This is a genomic window from Fictibacillus sp. S7 (genome assembly GCF_004127935.1).
Classification (GTDB): Bacteria; Bacillota; Bacilli; order Bacillales; family Fictibacillaceae; genus Fictibacillus_C; species Fictibacillus_C enclensis.
The window spans coordinates 4,221,942-4,240,099 of record NZ_QJKL01000001.1; the positions used below are offsets into that span (position 1 = coordinate 4,221,942).

20 protein-coding genes are annotated in these 18,158 nt (G+C 44.0%); 16 read left to right on the forward strand and 4 right to left on the reverse strand.

Features of this window, described 5'->3' with window-relative positions:
- Positions 1 to 29: 29 nt before the first annotated feature.
- The 9 genes from DMO16_RS21455 (at position 30) to DMO16_RS21495 (ending at position 7,336) form a co-directional block, all read left to right on the forward strand.
- Positions 30 to 146 (forward strand): YezD family protein, encoded by a 117-nt coding sequence (locus DMO16_RS21455; protein ID WP_420889652.1) that lies wholly within the window; start codon positions 30 to 32, stop codon positions 144 to 146.
- 135 nt (positions 147 to 281) lie between these two features.
- The gene (locus DMO16_RS21460) at positions 282 to 992 is read left to right on the forward strand and encodes a phosphoadenylyl-sulfate reductase (protein ID WP_061972095.1); all 711 of its coding nucleotides are present in this window, start codon (positions 282 to 284) and stop codon (positions 990 to 992) included.
- 26 nt (positions 993 to 1,018) lie between these two features.
- Complete coding sequence (gene sat / locus DMO16_RS21465) at positions 1,019 to 2,182, forward strand: sulfate adenylyltransferase (RefSeq protein ID WP_129479975.1); 1,164 nt, start codon at positions 1,019 to 1,021, stop codon at positions 2,180 to 2,182.
- Positions 2,179 to 2,778, forward strand: a complete 600-nt coding sequence (gene cysC, locus DMO16_RS21470) for an adenylyl-sulfate kinase (RefSeq protein WP_129479976.1) — start codon at positions 2,179 to 2,181, stop codon at positions 2,776 to 2,778. The genes sat and cysC overlap by 4 nt, the downstream gene beginning before the upstream one ends.
- 34 nt (positions 2,779 to 2,812) lie before the next feature.
- A complete protein-coding gene (gene cobA / locus DMO16_RS21475) occupies positions 2,813 to 3,601 on the forward strand; it encodes a uroporphyrinogen-III C-methyltransferase (protein WP_129479977.1) in 789 nt (262 codons plus the stop codon).
- Complete coding sequence (locus DMO16_RS21480; protein WP_129479978.1) at positions 3,602 to 4,348, forward strand: sirohydrochlorin chelatase; 747 nt, start codon at positions 3,602 to 3,604, stop codon at positions 4,346 to 4,348.
- Between the two features lies 1 nt (position 4,349).
- Entirely contained in the window at positions 4,350 to 4,961 is a 612-nt protein-coding gene (locus DMO16_RS21485) for an NAD(P)-binding protein (RefSeq protein WP_164988985.1), read from the forward strand.
- Positions 4,962 to 5,219: 258 nt separating this feature from the next.
- On the forward strand, positions 5,220 to 5,756 hold the full coding sequence (locus DMO16_RS21490; protein WP_129479980.1) for an NfeD family protein: 537 nt from the start codon (positions 5,220 to 5,222) through the stop codon (positions 5,754 to 5,756).
- A 23-nt stretch (positions 5,757 to 5,779) separates the two neighbouring features.
- On the forward strand, positions 5,780 to 7,336 hold the full coding sequence (locus tag DMO16_RS21495; RefSeq protein WP_061972101.1) for a flotillin family protein: 1,557 nt from the start codon (positions 5,780 to 5,782) through the stop codon (positions 7,334 to 7,336).
- Between the two features lie 302 nt (positions 7,337 to 7,638).
- Here DMO16_RS21495 and DMO16_RS21500 read toward each other — a convergent pair whose 3' ends face one another.
- Positions 7,639 to 8,268 (reverse strand): LysE family translocator, encoded by a 630-nt coding sequence (locus DMO16_RS21500; RefSeq protein ID WP_129479981.1) that lies wholly within the window; start codon positions 8,266 to 8,268, stop codon positions 7,639 to 7,641.
- A 99-nt stretch (positions 8,269 to 8,367) separates the two neighbouring features.
- On the opposite strand from DMO16_RS21500, the gene DMO16_RS21505 reads away from it, so the two are divergent.
- Positions 8,368 to 8,964, forward strand: coding sequence for a hypothetical protein (locus tag DMO16_RS21505; protein ID WP_129479982.1), 597 nt, complete (start codon positions 8,368 to 8,370; stop codon positions 8,962 to 8,964).
- A gap of 48 nt (positions 8,965 to 9,012) precedes the next feature.
- Here the strand turns inward: DMO16_RS21505 and DMO16_RS21510 are convergent, their stop codons facing one another.
- On the reverse strand, positions 9,013 to 10,227 hold the full coding sequence (locus DMO16_RS21510; protein ID WP_061972104.1) for a cytochrome P450: 1,215 nt from the start codon (positions 10,225 to 10,227) through the stop codon (positions 9,013 to 9,015).
- A 174-nt stretch (positions 10,228 to 10,401) separates the two neighbouring features.
- Between DMO16_RS21510 and DMO16_RS21515 the strand changes: the two genes are divergently transcribed.
- The 3 genes from DMO16_RS21515 (at position 10,402) to DMO16_RS21525 (ending at position 12,674) form a co-directional block, all read left to right on the forward strand.
- A complete protein-coding gene (locus DMO16_RS21515; RefSeq protein WP_241840625.1) occupies positions 10,402 to 11,196 on the forward strand; it encodes a class I SAM-dependent methyltransferase in 795 nt (264 codons plus the stop codon).
- Between the two features lie 12 nt (positions 11,197 to 11,208).
- Entirely contained in the window at positions 11,209 to 11,988 is a 780-nt protein-coding gene (locus DMO16_RS21520) for a class I SAM-dependent methyltransferase (RefSeq protein WP_129479983.1), read from the forward strand.
- A gap of 167 nt (positions 11,989 to 12,155) precedes the next feature.
- Positions 12,156 to 12,674 (forward strand): GNAT family N-acetyltransferase, encoded by a 519-nt coding sequence (locus DMO16_RS21525; protein WP_129479984.1) that lies wholly within the window; start codon positions 12,156 to 12,158, stop codon positions 12,672 to 12,674.
- Here the strand turns inward: DMO16_RS21525 and DMO16_RS24425 are convergent.
- Positions 12,669 to 12,842 (reverse strand): hypothetical protein, encoded by a 174-nt coding sequence (locus DMO16_RS24425; protein WP_164988986.1) that lies wholly within the window; start codon positions 12,840 to 12,842, stop codon positions 12,669 to 12,671. The genes DMO16_RS21525 and DMO16_RS24425 overlap by 6 nt on opposite strands.
- A gap of 139 nt (positions 12,843 to 12,981) precedes the next feature.
- Positions 12,982 to 13,920 (reverse strand): NADP-dependent oxidoreductase, encoded by a 939-nt coding sequence (locus DMO16_RS21530; protein ID WP_129479985.1) that lies wholly within the window; start codon positions 13,918 to 13,920, stop codon positions 12,982 to 12,984.
- 240 nt (positions 13,921 to 14,160) lie between these two features.
- Here DMO16_RS21530 and trpE point away from each other — a divergent pair, with 240 nt between their 5' ends.
- From trpE to DMO16_RS21550, 3 genes are all read left to right on the forward strand, one after another.
- Positions 14,161 to 15,666, forward strand: a complete 1,506-nt coding sequence (gene trpE / locus DMO16_RS21535; protein WP_129479986.1) for an anthranilate synthase component I — start codon at positions 14,161 to 14,163, stop codon at positions 15,664 to 15,666.
- A gap of 226 nt (positions 15,667 to 15,892) precedes the next feature.
- Entirely contained in the window at positions 15,893 to 16,675 is a 783-nt protein-coding gene (locus DMO16_RS21540; RefSeq protein WP_129479987.1) for an SDR family NAD(P)-dependent oxidoreductase, read from the forward strand.
- 388 nt (positions 16,676 to 17,063) lie between these two features.
- The gene (locus tag DMO16_RS21550) at positions 17,064 to 18,122 is read left to right on the forward strand and encodes a M42 family metallopeptidase (protein ID WP_061972111.1); all 1,059 of its coding nucleotides are present in this window, start codon (positions 17,064 to 17,066) and stop codon (positions 18,120 to 18,122) included.
- Positions 18,123 to 18,158 lie beyond the last annotated feature (36 nt).

Genomic DNA, 18,158 nt, shown 5'->3' on the forward strand with positions numbered 1-18,158 from the left:
ATGTGGTAAACGATCCAAACCAGGATGAAATTTTCGAGCAGTTGAAAGAAATGCTGAACAGTATAAGATATGGTTCCATTACATTGATTGTTCAAGATGGAAAACTGATCCAGATTGAAAAAAATGAAAAGGTTCGATTCAAGTAAACCATTCGCTGACTAGAAAACTAGAGGCGGATGCTTCCATATTTGTTGATTTATCGGCCTTTTTTTATAAAAATGTGCAAAAGGATAAACATTTTGCATCGAGAGCCATATGCTTACTAAAAGGGGTGGTTTACTATGCTTAAGTATGATACATGGGAGGAGCAGGAACATGATTTCCCGTTCCCATCAGACAGCGAAACAAAAGGCGCGATGGAAGTCCTGCAATGGGCCTACGATTATTACGGAGATGAATTGGTTTATGCCTGCAGCTTTGGCATAGAGGGCAGCGTACTCGTAGATTTGATTTCAAAGGTCAAGCCCGATGCACGGGTTGTTTTTCTTGATACGGGCCTTCATTTTAAAGAAACCTATGAGGTTATTGAAAAAGCGAAAGAAAAATATCCGTCACTGAATATTGAAATGAAAAAACCGGCACTCAGTGTCGCCGAACAAGCGGGCGAACATGGTGACGAACTATGGAAAAGGAATCCAAACCTATGCTGCCAAATCAGAAAGGTGATTCCACTTGAAGAAACACTGAGCGGTGCCTCAGCGTGGCTTTCAGGGCTCAGAAGAGAACAGTCAGAAACAAGGCGCAATACTCAATATGTGAATAAAGATAACCGCTTCAAATCCATTAAAATATGTCCGCTGATCCACTGGACGTATAAAGACATATGGAGATATGCACATAAACATAGTCTCCCTTATAATACGTTGCACGACCAGGGCTACCCGAGCATCGGATGTCAGCCTTGTACCCTTCCTGCCGATTGGGCGTCAGGAGATGCAAGATCTGGCCGTTGGTCCGGTCAGGGTAAAACAGAATGTGGTCTTCACCAATAATTCCAATTACAGGAGGAACAATTTAAATGGCTATTTTACCGCACGGAGGAAAACTCATTAACCGATACGAACCAGAATATTCAACAAACCATATTCAAAAAGAAGTGGAACTGGATGCCACCTCATTGAGCGATCTTGAGCTGATTGGGATAGGAGCATATAGTCCGATTACCGGATTTCTGACAGAAAAAGATTATTTATCAGTTGTAAACGATCTCCGTCTGGCAGATGGCGCAGTATGGAGTATTCCGATCGTCCTTCCGGTACAGGAAAAAACAGCACGTACCCTTTCAACCGGTGACGAAGTAAAGCTTACGTTTAACGGGGAGACCTATGGTGTCATCGAGGTGCAGGATGTTTACCGTCCGGATATTAAACATGAAGCACAGCAAGTCTATCAAACAACCGATGTTGAGCACCCGGGAGTAAAGAAGATTTTAGAACGCCCTTCCTATTATATTGGTGGTCCGGTTAAACTGGTAAAACGTCCGAAAAAGGACCGATTCAATGAGTACCGTCTTGATCCAGCGGAAACCCGCAAAGAATTTGAGGAACGGGGATGGAAAACCATTGTTGGCTTCCAAACAAGGAACCCAGTTCACCGTGCACATGAATATATTCAAAAAACAGCGCTTGAGACAGTAGACGGACTTTTCCTTAATCCGTTGGTTGGTGAAACCAAATCAGACGATATTCCGGCTGATGTCCGTATGGAAAGCTATGAAATTCTGCTTAAAAACTACTATCCGAAAGATCGCGTGTTCCTGGCCGTATTCCCGGCAGCAATGAGATATGCCGGACCTCGCGAAGCTATTTTTCATGCCATGGTCCGTAAAAACTTCGGCTGTACGCACTTTATCGTCGGAAGGGACCATGCCGGAGTCGGCAACTATTACGGCACGTATGATGCTCAGAAAATCTTCAACCGATTTACATCCGAAGAGCTCGGGATTACTCCGATGTTTTTCGAGCACAGTTTTTACTGTGTAAAGTGCGAGGGAATGGCATCTTCCAAAACATGCCCTCACGACAAGGAATATCATGTCATCCTTTCCGGAACAAAGGTAAGGGAATTGCTGAGAAACGGAGAGCTTCCGCCAGCCGAATTCAGCCGCAAAGAAGTAGTGGAAGTCCTGATTAAAGGACTAAAAGAAAAAGAACCGGCAAAGGAATATGGAGGAGCAAAATGAGTCAGGCACAAAACATTACATGGCACCAGTCGGCTGTAACCAAAGAAGACAGAAGAAAACAAAATGCCCACCAGAGCTTTGTCATCTGGCTGACAGGATTGTCCGGTTCCGGTAAATCCACTCTGGCGAATGAATTGGCAAAAGAGCTGTATCAGCGCCAGGTCAGAAACTATGTCTTGGATGGCGACAACATCCGCCACGGGTTAAATAAAGATCTTGGGTTTTCAGATGATGACAGGAAAGAAAACATCCGTCGGATCGGAGAAGTATCTAAATTATTCGTTGACAGTGGAACTGTCGTTCTTACAGCTTTTATCTCTCCTTTTATTGAAGACCGGGAGAGCGCAAGACAGATTCTTGGTGAAGGCGAATTTCATGAAATTTATGTAAAATGCCCGCTTGAGGAATGTGAGAACCGGGATCCAAAAGGATTATACAAAAAGGCAAGAAAAGGCGAGATTCGGGAATTTACCGGAATTGATTCACCATATGAAGAACCAGCTTCACCTGAATTTGTTGTGGATACACAGGCCTCCAGCATTGAAGAATGTACGGCACAAGTTATTGCGTATCTTGAAAGCAAAAATCTGATTTAACTTTTTAATATTTTAAGGAAGGCAGGTGATGAACATGGGCAAAGTATATTTGGTGGGAGCAGGGCCGGGTGATGCGGAACTTATCACTGTAAAAGGTGTCAGATGTATCAGGGAATCAGATATCATCCTTTATGACAGGCTTGTGAATAAAGAGCTGTTGAATTATGCCCGTCTGGATGCCGATTTGATTTATTGCGGAAAGCTACCGGGTTTTCATACCATGCAGCAGGAAACGATCAATCATTTTCTCGTTAAGCATGCCAAAAATGGAAAAACTGTCACCCGTTTAAAAGGTGGAGATCCATTTGTGTTTGGCAGAGGCGGGGAGGAAGCAGAGGTCCTTGTTAAGCATCAGATCGAATTTGAAGTGGTACCGGGAATTACATCTGGCATCGCTGTGCCTGCTTATGCAGGGATTCCGGTTACTCACCGGGATTTCAGTGCGAGCTTTGCCATCGTCACCGGCCACAGAAAAGAAGGACAGGATGAAGTGCAAAAGTGGAAAAGCCTGGCCAAAGGTATTGATACGATCGCTATTTATATGGGAGTCAAAAATCTTCCCTATATCTGCGAAAGTCTGATAAAGTATGGTAAGAGCAAATATACCCCTGCAGCTTTGATTCAATGGGGATCAACAGCCGAGCAGCGGACGGCCACCGGGACGCTTGCTACCATTGAAAATGTGGCCAGGCAGGAAGGTATAGAGAATCCCAGCATGATTATTATTGGAGAAGTCGTGGGACTCCGTGACCAAATCAGCTGGTTTGAAAAGACACTGGCCAAAAACGAACCTTCTTCTATTACGATAAGTGAGGCGTTGTAAATGAAAGCATTGCTCCTCATCTGCCATGGCAGCAGAACAAAAGCTGGTACGGAAAAGGCAAGAGAATTTGCCGAGCAGTGTATGAGGCATATTGATTATCCTATTAAAGAAGTTTGTTTTTTAGAGCTGTCCAAGCCGGACATTGCCAAAGGTGTCGAATCTTGCGTACGGCAAGGAGCCACTTCTATTTGTGCTATTCCTATTCTTTTATTGACAGCGGCTCATGCTAAAGAAGACATTCCCGGAGAACTGCAGATCCAGCAGGAACGTTTTCTACATATCGAGTTCACATATGGTAAGCCCTTTGGTGTTCATGAATCCATTTCTTCATTATTATGGGAACGGATTACTGAATCTACGGATGCTTTTAAGGAAAAGTCACTCATCCTGCTTGTCGGCAGAGGGAGCAGTGACCCAGACGTGAAAAGGGATCTAAAGGCTATTGCTGCTCATCTTGAAGAAAACTATAAAATTCCTCCTATTGAAACCTGTTTTCTAACTGCAGCCCAGCCCAGCTTTGAGGAAATGCTGAGACTGGCCGGATGGGGATATGAACAAGTGATTATTGTGCCTTATCTACTGTTTCCCGGCATCCTTTTAAGCGGAATGAAAAAGGCAATTGCCGAGCAGGCCAGGGAGACTGGTCAGGAGTTAATCCTGTGTGAGGCGCTTGGCTATCATCCCGTTCTTCAAGAGGTACTCCTTTCGAGGATAGATGAAGCCCAAAGACAGCGGACGGTTGTGTAGGATGTATCCGATTGTTCTTGAGCTGAAGGGAAAGCAGGCTGTTGTTGTCGGTGGTGGAACGGTAGCTTTTCGGAAAATCCAAGGTCTATTGGAAGCCGGCGCGTTCGTGCAGGTCATCAGCCCCGAAGCTACTGATGAGATTAAATCTCTACATGCTGCCAATAAGGTAATGTGGAAACAGAAAAAAGCGGAGCCAGTGGATTACGAGGGTGCTTTCATTATTTTTGCAGCTACCAATGATCCTGCAGCGAACCAGGAGGTGGTCCGGTATGCTGGCCCATCCCGTCTGGTTAATGTCGTCGACCAGCCTACACTTGGCAGTTTTACCGTTCCTGCAGTAGCAAGAAGAGGCCGATTAGTACTCTCCGTTTCTACCGGAGGAGCCAGTCCCATTCTTGCTAAACGAATCAGGAATGATTTGTTGGCCGCTTATCCGGAGGATTACGCAGCCTATACGGAATTCCTTTTTTACTGTCGGGAAAAGCTGAAAAAATGGAAGGCTTCCTCTGATAAAAAGCAGAAACTTCTTCATGAAATGCTGGATGAACAGTACATTCGCTCCGTTGAAAAACAACAGGCATTCATCGATACACTTGACCAAAAAGTCACCTGATTTGGAATTGCACACAGTGCAAATTCCCAGGTGGCTTTTTTATTTTTGTATAGTACATATACCGAAATATAAATATCCTAAATTTTGCGGAAAGCGAAACCTTTTCTTATAATTTACGTTTATATGTATGAAGCGCGCTAGAAGTATTATGAAAAATAAACATGTTTTTCCAAAACGGGGTCAGTAGTATGCTATAATGATCCCATATAATGGATAAAAAGGAGAGGGTTTAAGTCATTTGAAAAAGGAGAGTGCCGAATGGAAATCATGGGATATCCAATGGAAACAGTCTACCTGACAGGACTTATTATTTTTGGATGTATCACGTTTTTATATGTACTGGTAAGTGATTTGATTCAAGGGGCATTTGATGTATTTTCCCATATCCTGAACCCGACGCTCTTGCTTTCCTTTTTCACCTTGCTGAGTGCGGGAGGATATATTCTCGAAATGGTGACCCCGCTCAGCAGCTGGTTAATAATGGGCTTGGCAGCTGGCGTCTCCTTTGTTCTGGTGTCGCTGCTAAATATCTTTGTTCTGATTCCCCTTGCCTCTGCAGAAGCGTCTTTAAACTACTCGGAAGCAGACCTTCGGGGAAGGATTGGGAAGGTCATCACTTCTATTCCAACCAATGGATTTGGTGAGGTATTTATTGAAGGAATCAGCGGAAATATCGCCAAAACAGCGGTGAGTTTGAATAATGAGCCGATCGGGCAGGGAGAAAAAATTCTTATTGTGGATGTAAAAAGCGGAGTCGTTCATGTATTGCCATATGAACAGACCGCAATGCTGTAAATAAATGAACAGGGGGAACCAAGATGACACCTATTTTTATCGTTGCAGGAATTGCTGTATTTATCGTTATTGCGTTAGTTGCAGTTTTTGTTACCAAGTATAAGACGGCAGGTCCGGATGAGGCACTGATTGTTACGGGGAGCTTTCTCGGGAACAGAAATGTAAATATCGACGAATCAGGAAACAAAATAAAGATTGTCAGGGGCGGAGGAACTTTCGTATTCCCGGTATTTCAACAGTCCGAACCACTGAGCCTTCTTTCGAGCAAGTTAGAAGTGCAAACCCCCGAAGTATACACCGAACAGGGGGTTCCTGTGACGGCTGATGGAACCGCCATTATCAAGATTGGCAGTTCGATAGGAGAAATCGCAACAGCGGCAGAACAGTTTCTTGGAAAAACCAAACAAGACCGCGAGCTTGAAGCAAGAGAAGTTCTGGAAGGGCATCTGCGTTCCATTCTTGGCTCTATGACCGTGGAAGAAATCTATAAAAACCGTGATAAGTTTTCACAGGAAGTGCAGCGAATTGCTTCACAAGATCTGGCAAAAATGGGTCTTATCATCGTTTCCTTCACAATCAAGGATGTAAGGGATAAAAACGGATACCTGGAAGCACTCGGTAAGCCGAGAATCGCCCAGGTGAAGCGTGATGCTGATATTGCGACGGCAGAAGCGGAGAAAGAAACCCGTATCAAGCGGGCAGAAGCAAATAAAGAAGCGCAAAAGTCAGAGCTTGAGCGTGCGACCGAAGTGGCGGAGGCGGAAAAAATCAACCAGTTGAAAATTGCTGAATACCGCAGAGAACAGGATATAGCCAAAGCAAAGGCGGACCAGGCCTACCATCTGGAAGAAGCACGCGCGAAGCAGGAAGTAACGGAGCAGCAGATGCAAATCAAGATTATTGAACGTCAAAAGCAAATTGAATTGGAAGAAAAAGAGATTGCGAGACGAGAGAAACAATATGATTCTGAAGTGAAGAAAAAAGCGGATGCAGACCGTTACTCTGTAGAGCAAGCGGCAGAGGCGGAAAAACGCAAACAGGTTGCTGAAGCAGATGCCCATAAGTACAGAGTAGAGGCAATGGCAGCAGCAGAAGCCGAAAAAGTGCGGCTCGAAGGGCTTTCCAAAGCAGAAGCAGAACGTGCAAAAGGGGAAACCGAAGCCGAGGTTATCCGTCTGAAAGGACTGGCTGAAGCAGAGGCGAAAGAAAAGATTGCCGAAGCCTTTGAAATGTTCGGTCAAGCCGCTATTCTTGATATGATCGTCTCCATGCTTCCGGCTTACGCGAAGGAAGTTGCCAGCCCGCTTTCCAATATCGATAAAATCACAGTAGTGGATACTGGCGGCAATGGTGAGAACGGAGGAGCGAATAAGGTGACCGGCTATGCCACCAACCTCATGGCTTCCCTTCAGGAAACGTTAAAGGCATCATCTGGAATTGATATGAAGGAACTGATTGAGAATTTTTCAGGCAAGGGCAATGTACGACAAAGCATTGACGGACTAAGATACGACCTGGTTAAAAAAAGCAAGGAGCCGGGATCCATAGACCGCAGCGAAGACCCAGTGCCAGTGGAATAGGAAGCAATAGAAAGGGATGACCTGATTGTTCAGGTGATCCTTTTTTAATGAAAATTTTTAAAAGGATGGTTGTGGCTTGCAGGAGATCTTCCTTGACAAGTTGATTGGAGTGCAAGGTGCGAGACTCCGCCGCCGGGATATGCGTGACAGGTGAGACCAGGTAGGCGTTTACGCCGGTCAATGAGACGGGCTCAGCGCATCCCCCGCGAAAGTAGGCGCTCGCGCCTGTAAAAGCGAGCATCCTGGAACGGAAAGAAACTTCTCTCAAGAGCAACAAAGGATACTGCTTTTAAAAATGAAGTCTAAAGGAACCCCAGTAAAAGCTGAAGGTCTTCGAGAACCATTTTACCGCCGTATCCGATAAACAGCACACCAAACAGAATATCCAAATGGGATTGAAAGCGGGCTACCTGTTGGCGAATGCGCTGCATGCCGACGACAGGAAGAATCGCAAGATACCAGCATGAATTGCCGGAAAGAAAAATCAGGGCACTGCCAAATGGCTCTGACGCCAGTTGTTGGGCAGTAACGAATTGAGGGAAAATGCTTAAAAAGAAGAGGCTGACCTTTGGATTTAGAAGATTGCTCCAAAAACCTCGCTGATAGGCAAGAAGGGAAGAAAGGGCGATGTGTGTAATGCTCGATGGATCATGTGCTGGCGAAATTCTCCTAAACAGGTTGTGATAGCCTAAATAAATTAAATATGAAGCCCCTGCCATGCGGATTAACAAGTATAATAGAGCTGATTCCTTTAAGATGACTGACAATCCAAGAACAGCCAGGGTAAGATGGAGGATAAAGCTTGTACGATTTCCAAGAAACGTGACGTAGCCCATACGTGTCCCGTGGCTGAGCGTATGCTTTGTCATCAACAGAAAATCAGGACCGGGGGAAGCTGCAAGAGCCAGTCCGAGTAAAAACAGAATCAGCATGATTGGCCTCCAAGTATAGTAGTTTGTATACTCTCACTATATGCTTGTCCATCGCATTTCAACACAAAAGGAACTATTAGGCAGACGGGAAGTGAAACAATGAAATTATTCCATTATCATTTTTGGACTGATCGAGTAGAAGAAACGGAAAATTATTATCGAAAACTGGGGTTTACTGTTGGATCACGGTATGCGATGGAAAAGGGTACGGTCACACCTTATCATCCGCCGCTTGAATGGGAAGACTTTCGGGAGAATGCCCTCCTTTTTCGGATCATTGAGGTTAGAAGGGGAAAGGTGAATATTACATTTGGTGCAGGCAAGAAACCGATCTTTGACCATATTGGGTATCTTGTGAGCGAGGAAGAGCTTGAACACATTTGCAATCGGGCGGACGTTATGGGCTGGAAAACAGAAATCGGAGCACGCAGAACGTTTATTTTTACGCCGTACCGTTTTAAGATTGAACTCCAAACAAGAAAAGAAACGGTGAATGATGAGAAAATATCCATCTCCAGGATGATGATTAAAGGACCAGATGAATCCTTTAAAAGAGATCTTGAAAGGCTTTTTCATCGTAACTTGGAGGAAATTGTTTTTGAAGAAGGAGAGCAGCTTCAACTTCAGGAAGTCTGGATGAATGGTGTGGAAGGCAGCAGCAAAGACCCGAACAAGGTTATCGTTACAGGCTGCTAAAAAAAAGCAGGAAGCCTCTATTTTGGGGGGCTCCTGCTTTTTTTCTTTCTATAATACGGATAATTTAAATTCCTTAAGACCGTAAACAAATGTGCTCTCAATCGGCTCAAGGGAAAAGCCGGAGCTTCTTTCAAAACGCGGATACCGTTTGATCCATTCTGCCATCGCAATCTCGGCCTCAAGCCTTGCAAGGGGTGCACCCAGGCAAAAGTGGATACCCTTTCCGAATGCGAGATGAGGATTAGGCTTTCTTCGTATATTGAATTGATGGGCGTTCTCAAATTGCTGTTCATCCCGGTTTGCAGACCCCATCCAGGCAACGACAATATTACCTGCTTTAATTTGGGAGCCATTGAGAACCGTATCTTCTTTTGCAACACGGCTCATGGATTGTACAGGGGAACGATACCGGAGCACTTCTTCAATGGTAAGCGGAAGGGTTCCTGCAGGATCTTTGAAAATCTCTTCATAAAGCTCGGGGAACTCAGTAAAGCAATAATAAGCATTGCTGATTAAGTTTGTTGTGGTTTCATTTCCTGCAACCAAAAGGAGAATACAAAAACCGATAATCTCATCTTCTGTGAGCATGGTTCCTTGCATTTCTGCATCAATCAGTACAGATATAATGTCTTCACCTGGCTGCTTTCTTTTCATGGCGATGATTTCTTTAAAATAAACATAAAGCTCGTAATACGTTCTCTGCTGATTTTCTTCCAGTCGTTTAATCGCCTCGGGGCTGTTATCCGTTGGTCCGGCAACCACCCATTCAGACCAGTCCTTGAATTTAGCCTGATCTTTAATCGGTACGCCCAATATTTCGGCAATCACCATTACAGGCAGCGGATAAGAGTACTGCTTGACCAAATCAATTTCAGAAGGGTTCTGTATTTCGTCCAGCAGTTGGTTCGCAATTCGCTCGATGCGGGGCCGCCAGTCTTTCATAACCCTTGGAGTAAATGCTTTGTTCACCAGGGAACGCATTTGTGTATGCTTAGGCGGATCGATGCTGATCAAGCTAAGCTCAATGGGAGAGGCCTGTTCTCCTTCCTGCCTTCTTGAGCGGTTGGAAGAAAACAAATCCTTATTTTCAAGTACGTTTTTTACGCTTTGATAGTCAAAAGCATCCCATGCTCCCCGCTTTTCATCCCAACGCACAGGAGTTTCCTTTCGCATCTTTTCATACCAGGCAAACGGTTCATAACGTTCTTCTTTCGTTGAAATTTCTGATACTTGTCGAAATGCTGTTTGAATGGAATTATCCACGGTCGCTTCCCTCCAATTTTTGGGTGGTTACATTTAAAGGATACGTGCAATTCCCAAAAAGTACAAAGAATATCCCTCTAAATCTTTTACTATTTCAAATATTCAGGAATTAATTAGTTTTACTTATGGAAACGACGAGCTTTTTAGTAATTTTCATAAAGGAGCGGGTTGCATATGATAAAGATGAAGGGAGAGGGTTCCATGGATATTAAAGCAAAGGTTCAAGAGCAATTTGGCAAGAATGCGGACAACTACATTACAAGTCCGATCCACGCAAAAGGCAAGGATCTTGAACTCATGGTGATGCTTTCAAAGGCCACCGCACAAGATCGTGTGCTGGATATAGCCACAGGTGGAGGCCATACGGCAAACGCATTTTCTCCACATGTAAAGGAAGTGACCGCTCTTGATCTGACGAGTGAAATTCTTGTAGCCGCCAAGCAGTTTATAAATGAACAAGGCCGTGACAATGTTTCGTTTGTACAGGGAGACGCTGAAAACCTGCCATTTGAAAAAGAATCGTTCGAACTGGTCACATGCCGGATCGCTCCGCATCATTTTCCAGATGTCAAAGCTTTTGTGTCAGAAGCATTCCGGGTGTTAGTGCCAGATGGAAGATTTCTTCTGATCGACAATACGGCTCCGGAAATTCTGGAATACGATCAATTTTACAATCATGTTGAAAAAAGGAGAGATCCCAGCCATTATCGTGCCTGGAAAAAGTCAGAGTGGCTTCAGCTTTTTGAAGAGACGGGATTCACATTTGAACAGATGCACGCCTTTAAAAAGGATTTTGCTTTCGATAGCTGGTGCAGCAGGATGCAGTTGGCTTCAAAAGACAAAGAAGAATTGGAGAACGACATGTTATCAGCATCTGAACGTGTAAAAGAGTACTTCAAGATCAAGGAAAAAGAAGGTCATGTTCAGACATTCACTGGTGACGCTGTGTTTATTAAAGCAAGAAAATAAGGAGGAAAGAACATGGGAATTGATTTTCACGATCCTTCTATTACGTTTTCCTATGCTTCGAGAACAGCATCCGATGAATGGAAAGCCCTCATTAAACCCTATATTGTTTCTTCGGAATCCATGGCGATAGATATCGGATGCGGCGGGGGGATTTATACAAAAGCTTTGCTGGAGCTTGGCGCCAATCACGTGACGGCACTCGATTTTTCTGAAAACATGCTGACTGCTGCAAAAGAAAACTGTTCAGATTATAAGAGACGGATCAGTTTTAAGCAGGGCGAAGCAACCTGCACCCACCTGCCTTCTTCGGTAGCTGATATCGTTCTTGAGCGGGCGGTGATTCATCATCTGAACGATTTGAAGTCAGCTTTTGTAGAAGCTTTTCGTTTGTTAAAAACAGGCGGAACTTTCATTGTTCAGGACCGAACTCCCGAAGATTGTCTGCTGCCCGGTTCGCCTGAACACATCCGTGGGTACTTTTTTGAGAAAGAACCTGTACTCATTAAACAGGAAATAAAAAGACGGTTTTCACATGAACGCGTTCACTCCGTATTAACAGAAGCGGGCTTTACCGGTATTAAAGAAATAAAGCTGTGGGAAACAAGAAAATCATTTTCCTCGTTTCAGGAATTGGCCAGTGATTTGAAAAGCCGTACCGGACGCTCTATTTTATTTGAACTGAATGATGAGCAGCTGAATGCTTTGTTAACTTTCATTGAAGACAAACTGAAAAACGAAAAGTCTATCATTGAACGTGACCGCTGGACGATCTGGTTTGCTACCCATCCCTAACTTCAAAATACGTCAATTTCCGGGGAAATAAAAATGCAAAGAGCTTGTAATCAAAACGTAAACGACCAACTTTTATGAAATTTGAAGTTTTTTGCCACCGTAAAGGGTATTGTTTACTAAGTTAATGATTTGTGAGAGCTAATTGTCACAAAAAGGAGGTAAGGACCTTGGAGATACGCAAAGCCCTGCCCGGAGATGAAGAGGCCATCGCATTTGTTCATGTAGACAGCTGGCGGACCACATACAAAGGAATCGTCGATGAGGAATATTTGCAGAACATGTCTGTGGAGGACAGAAAGGAAATGTGGAAAGGAATAATAGAAAAACCATTGCCGGAAAATTATTTATATGTGGCTTCCATCAGCCAGGAAATTATTGGTTTTTGCTCGGGAGGTCCTAACCGTTCTGGTCGGTATCCGTACGATGGAGAGCTTTATGCCATTTATATTCTTCAGGAATATCAGCGGCGTTCGATTGGAACCAGTCTGATCCGCCGGCTGGCGCAAAGTCATCTGGATTCAGGTTACCATACGATGATGGTTTGGGTTCTTCAGGATAATCCGTGTAAAATTGCCTATGAAAGACTGGGCGGCATTTTATTGGGAAAAGAAAAGATTCAAATTGGAAATCAAGAATTGGTGGAGGAAGCTATCGGTTTTGACCTTGCAAGGCTGCTGAATTTATAATTCATTTCTTCTTTGCAGTTTATAACGAATAAAAATACGTTCCATCAAGGAGATCAGCTGAGTTTCATAATCTTTCCTTTCATCTGCACTATTGGCATTGTTTATTTTCGTCTTCAGTTGTTTTACTTTTTCTTTTTCGTCTGGTGTTAATTGGTGGGAAAGGATCATAATATCCTCCTCCTAACGGGATGGTGTTGAGATACTTTACCATGGAAATTGTCAGTTTATCTACAAAAGTGTGAGATTATCTAACGTTAAAAACCCGGTGAAGGTCGTGAACTTCCATCCGGGCTTTTTTATAAGATTATTATTCTTTAACGCTGATAATGATTTTTCCTTTGGCATGGTGGGATTCGCTTAAATCATGTGCGGCCCTGACCCCTTCCTGTGTCAGTGGGAAGATTTCTCCAACAAATGGCTGAATCTTGCCTTCTTCGATCAGTTTGCCGATTTCAGCAAGTTCTTTACCGTCAGGGTCAAGAAAGACAAAGCCTGCTTTCACTGAATGATTCGTAGCATCTTTTTGAACAGGGGGACTGACGATGGATACAAGTACGCCTCCGGGTTTGATCACTTTATAGCTGTTCTTCTGTACATCGCCGCCAATCGTATCAAAAACAATGTCCACCGGTTGAACTGCTTTCGTGAAATCTTGTGATTTGTAATTGATAAATTCATCTGCACCAGATTCTCTAATGATACTCTCGGAGTCCTCACTTCCTGTAGAAATAACGTAAGCTCCTTTGGCCTTGGCAAGCTGAATCGCAAAGCTGCCAACGCCTCCGCCTCCTGCATGAATCAAAACTCTTTGCCCTTCTTTAATTTGCGCGAAATCCACCAGGCATTGCCATGCCGTTAAACCGACAAGGGGTATAGAGGCCGCTTCCTTAAACGTCAGATTCTTCGGTTTTAATGCGACCAGTTCTTCGTCCGCCGCCAGCAGTTCTGCGTAAGTTCCATCCCGCTCGGTTGCGGGCCTCGTAAATACTTCGTCTCCCGTTTTAAATTTCGTAACAGCTGAGCCCGTTTCTTTTACTACTCCAGCAGCATCCCATCCTAGAACGACAGGGAACTTTAATTGGAGATTGTCCTTTAGATAGCCTTCGCGAATTTTCCAGTCCACCGGGTTTACCGAAGTTGAATACACCTCAATGAGAACATCCTTTGGACCGGGCTTGGGAGTATTTACGTTCTTCTCTACCAGTTGATCACGTCCGCCGTAGTCATTAATAATGATCGCTTTCATTTTCTCACCTCTACTATAATAACTGTATCTCAGAAAGGTTTCCCTTATTGTGCTGTGTTAAATCAGAAAGTGGTTGACAGTTTTCCGAATGCATTATATAGTGATTTACAATCGCACGAGATTAGTTGAGAAGAGTAGAGAAGGTTTAAGAAAGACAATTACAGAATAAGAGCAGAGCCGAGCTGAGATTAGCGGTTATGGTTGCTAATCTTCGTCTCTCATCAAGAAGGGATGATTATTTTGATTCAACCATCGTTGGAAGAAGTGAAACAATTGGCAGGAACCTACAATTTGATCCCTGTAAGCATTGAATTATTTGCTGATGTACATACAGTGATTGAACTGTATCAAACGTATTATCAGGAAGATTACTCTTTTTTGCTTGAAAGCGTGGAAGGCGGACAGCAATGGGCCCGCTATTCCTATATCGGAAAGAACCCATTTATGGTTGTCTCCTGCAAAAAAGGGCAGACTCAAGTAAAGAAAAAAGATCAGGATGAAACCTATTCAGGTCATCCGATTGAAATCCTTAAATCTCTCCTCAACCAATATAAAAGTCCCGCGCACAAAAACTTGCCTCAGTTCACAGGTGGAGCTGTCGGCTATTTTGGATATGATATTCTCCAATATTTTGAAAAAATCCCGCCTCACAGTAAAGATATTCTTAACACCGACGATATGAAATTTCTGTTTGTCGATGAACTGGTTGTTTTTGACCATTTGAGGCAGTCGATCAACATTATTTGCAACCTTCACGTACCCAAAAATTATAACGAAAAACTAATTGAAGAACTGTACGAAGAGACACGGTTATCGATTGAGGCTACCATGAAACAGCTTGAGCAAAACGTAAAACAGCCGGTGCCGTCATTTCGCTATCTTCCTCAGCAGGAAGTGGATATCAGCGGCGTAAAATCCAATTTGAGCAAATCCGAATTTTGTTCGATGGTAGATCAGGCCAAAGAATATATTACAGCCGGAGATATATTTCAGGTGGTTCTGTCCCAATGTTTTGAAAGTGAGACCAAGGCCGATCCGCTGACGGTTTACCGCGTATTGCGGATTGTGAACCCATCGGCTTATATGTATCTGCTCAAGCTTCCGGATGAAACCATTGTTGGTTCGTCCCCAGAATTGCTCGTAAAAGTTGAAGGGCAGCGGGTGAGAACCCGACCGATTGCCGGAACACGGCCCCGAGGGAAAGACATGGATGAAGATCAAGCTTTAGCTGAGGAACTGCTTGCTGACGAAAAGGAAGTTGCCGAGCACTTAATGCTTGTCGATTTGGGAAGGAATGATATTGGCAGGGTATCGGAGTACGGAAGTGTGGAAGTCTCTTCTTTTATGGAGATTGAACGATACTCTCATGTCATGCATATTGTGTCTGATGTTACCGGACTGCTTCGTGAAGATAAAGATTTCTTTGATGCCTTGATCTCATGCCTGCCGGCGGGCACATTGTCAGGGGCACCGAAAATCAGGGCCATGCAGATTATCGCAGAACTGGAAACACAGGCTCGGGGAACGTATGCCGGAGCCATCGGCTACCTTTCGTTTTCAGGCAACATGGATTCCTGCATTACGATCCGTACCATTCTTTTTAAAAATGATAAAGCTTATATCCAGGCGGGAGCTGGCATCGTTGCCGATTCCGTTCCCGAGAATGAATACGACGAAACGTTCAACAAAGCCAAAGCATTACTTAAGGCCATACAAGTGGCTGAAGCCATGGAACAGTATGCTTAAAAAAGAGCCATCCGGCTCTTTTTTACTTTGGATATTCAATTCACTCATTACGACCAGGACTAATGAGAGCAGCCAAATCTTGTGAAAAAGTAAGAATGAGTTTGGAAAAACTAGTCGCTTCCGATGCACATAAAATTTTTAACTGCAGGGGAACGGATATATAAAAACTGTACATACTATCATAATCCTTTCGAAGATTTGAATTTAAACCAAATGAGGTGGAAAAATGGCAAAAGAATTAACTGGCGTACATGCCGTTGTTACAGGAGGATCAAGCGGTTTAGGATATGCCATGGTAGAAGCACTCCTTGATGAAGGGGCAACGGTTGCAGTGGCATCCCGTCCGGGAGCAAAAATGACGGAAGCTGTAAATAACCTTCAAAATAAGGGATATTCGAATGTTTTTGAACTTCCATTGGATGTCAGGTCAGAGGGATCGGTACAAGATGCAGTGAACTGGGTAAAAAAGGAATGGGGTAAGATCGATGTCCTTGTGAACAATGCGGGGATAGGCATGAGAACTGTAAATCTAAAATTCCTTACAGAACCACAGCCCTTCTATCAGGTCTCTCCTGAAGGGTTTCGAAATTTAATCGATACAAATGTGACCGGTTATTTCCTAACCTCCCGGGGATTCGCTCCTCTGATGGTCGAGCAGGGAAGAGGAAAAATCATCAATATATCAATGAATTATGAAACCATGAAACGAAAAGGATTTGTCCCATATGGCCCTTCTCGTGCCGCAACCGAGTCCCTGTCATTTATCATGGCTGAAGACCTGCGTGAATTTGGAGTGACGGTAAATATGCTTCTTCCTGGCGGGGCCACCGTAACGGGAATGATACCTGATGAAGTGAGAAGGGAACTTGAAGGAAACTCTCAGCTTCTGAAGCCGGAAATCATGGCAAAACCTATCGTTTATCTTGCTTCCGGGCAATCTGAAGGATTAACAGGTGAACGCCTGGTCGCAACCGAATTTGACAGCTGGTTAAAAAATAGAACCAAATAAAAAAAGTGAAGAGACTTCTTCTTTGGCAATATGAATGAATAGAGAAAAAGACTCATTTTTGCGGTTTTTCATTCATCGGGCTTAGGTATCTTTATGCTCCTCCAAATCCTTAAGCTGTTCGTTGCACACCGGGCACCATTCACCCCGGAAAAAAATCAGAAGGTGGAAGCAGTCATTCTTGTTTAAGTGGTCATAGAATTGAAAAAGATTCCCCTTCAGAAGTAACTGCTGTAAATTCTGGTGCCTGGTGGAATTTTGTCACGGAAATACTCCTCCTTTTCTTTACGATTTAAGTATTCCTTCTCCTGAAGATGCAAAACATCAGGATTTTTGTGTAATAAAAATAAGAAACTTTCACCATCATATAGACTATAGGAGTGTGATGGTAATGGATCTTTTAAAAGAGTTAACAGAAACAAACGGAGCGCCGGGGTTTGAACACCCAATCCGAAGCATTATGAAGCGCGAGATTGATAAGACGGGTGCCTCGCTGGTATATGATCATATGGGAAGCATCTTTGGCCAAAAGAAAGGCCCATCCTCAGGACCAAAAATTATGCTGGCCGGCCACATGGATGAAGTTGCCTTTATGATCAGTGAAGTGACAAAGGATGGATATTTGAGATTTGTGCCGCTTGGCGGGTGGTGGGATCAGGTCATTCTATCCCAGCGCGTGCACATTCTTACGGAAAAGAAAACCTTTACCGGAGTAGTGGGCTCCAAGCCGCCGCATATTCTTACGGCTGAAGAACGAAAAAAAGTCGTTCCCATGCGCGAAATGTTTATCGATATCGGAGCGAACAGTGCAGATCAAGTAAAAGAATGGGGAATTCGTGTGGGTGACCCGATCATGCCCATATGCCCCTTTGAGATTATGCCGGATAATGATACCATTCTTGCAAAAGCATTGGATAACAGGGCAGGCTGCTATTTAGCGCTGGAAGTTTTAAAACAGCTGAAAGACAGCGAACATCCGAACAGCGTTTATTGCGGGGCCACTGTTCAGGAAGAAGTGGGGCTGAGAGGGGCAGCAACGGCTCCTTATGCCATTGAGCCTGACCTTGCCGTCGCCATGGACGTAGGAATCGCTCAGGATGGACCTGGAGATAATTCCAATAAGGCGAAGCTTGGAGCGGGTCCGCTTATAACGTTCCTTGACTCGTCCATGGTACCGCATGTTCCGCTTCGAAATCTGGTGATGGACATTGCAGAAAAGAATAATATCCCTTACCAGGTGGATGTCATGCTCGGTGGCGGGACAGACGCCGGAAGGTTTCATCTGTTTAAAAAAGGTGTTCCATCCATTGTCATTGGTGTGGCTTCCCGATATATTCACAGCCACGTTTCCATGGTCTCAAAAAGCGATCTTGAAAACACCGTAAAGCTGCTGGTTGCCTTTGTAAAAGAGATGGATGAAAACAAAATGAAGTCCTTGATAGATTTTTAGAAAAAATAAGCTACAATAGAGGGAAAAAGGTGTTCT

Bases quoted from the DNA above. Each gene is read 5' to 3' on its own strand.
- DMO16_RS21485 (WP_164988985.1), top strand. From the start codon at position 4,350: ATGTATCCGATTGTTCTTGAGCTGAAGGGAAAGCAGGCTGTTGTTGTC.
- DMO16_RS21540 (WP_129479987.1), top strand. From the start codon at position 15,893: ATGGCAAAAGAATTAACTGGCGTACATGCCGTTGTTACAGGAGGATCA.
- DMO16_RS21495 (WP_061972101.1), top strand. From the start codon at position 5,780: ATGACACCTATTTTTATCGTTGCAGGAATTGCTGTATTTATCGTTATT.
- DMO16_RS21490 (WP_129479980.1), top strand. From the start codon at position 5,220: ATGGAAATCATGGGATATCCAATGGAAACAGTCTACCTGACAGGACTT.
- DMO16_RS21460 (WP_061972095.1), top strand. From the start codon at position 282: ATGCTTAAGTATGATACATGGGAGGAGCAGGAACATGATTTCCCGTTC.
- sat (WP_129479975.1), top strand. From the start codon at position 1,019: ATGGCTATTTTACCGCACGGAGGAAAACTCATTAACCGATACGAACCA.
- DMO16_RS21480 (WP_129479978.1), top strand. From the start codon at position 3,602: ATGAAAGCATTGCTCCTCATCTGCCATGGCAGCAGAACAAAAGCTGGT.
- DMO16_RS24425 (WP_164988986.1), bottom strand. From the start codon at position 12,842: ATGATCCTTTCCCACCAATTAACACCAGACGAAAAAGAAAAAGTAAAA.
- DMO16_RS21530 (WP_129479985.1), bottom strand. From the start codon at position 13,920: ATGAAAGCGATCATTATTAATGACTACGGCGGACGTGATCAACTGGTA.
- cysC (WP_129479976.1), top strand. From the start codon at position 2,179: ATGAGTCAGGCACAAAACATTACATGGCACCAGTCGGCTGTAACCAAA.
- cobA (WP_129479977.1), top strand. From the start codon at position 2,813: ATGGGCAAAGTATATTTGGTGGGAGCAGGGCCGGGTGATGCGGAACTT.
- DMO16_RS21520 (WP_129479983.1), top strand. From the start codon at position 11,209: ATGGGAATTGATTTTCACGATCCTTCTATTACGTTTTCCTATGCTTCG.
- DMO16_RS21515 (WP_241840625.1), top strand. From the start codon at position 10,402: ATGATAAAGATGAAGGGAGAGGGTTCCATGGATATTAAAGCAAAGGTT.
- DMO16_RS21505 (WP_129479982.1), top strand. From the start codon at position 8,368: ATGAAATTATTCCATTATCATTTTTGGACTGATCGAGTAGAAGAAACG.
- DMO16_RS21500 (WP_129479981.1), bottom strand. From the start codon at position 8,268: ATGCTGATTCTGTTTTTACTCGGACTGGCTCTTGCAGCTTCCCCCGGT.
- DMO16_RS21550 (WP_061972111.1), top strand. From the start codon at position 17,064: ATGGATCTTTTAAAAGAGTTAACAGAAACAAACGGAGCGCCGGGGTTT.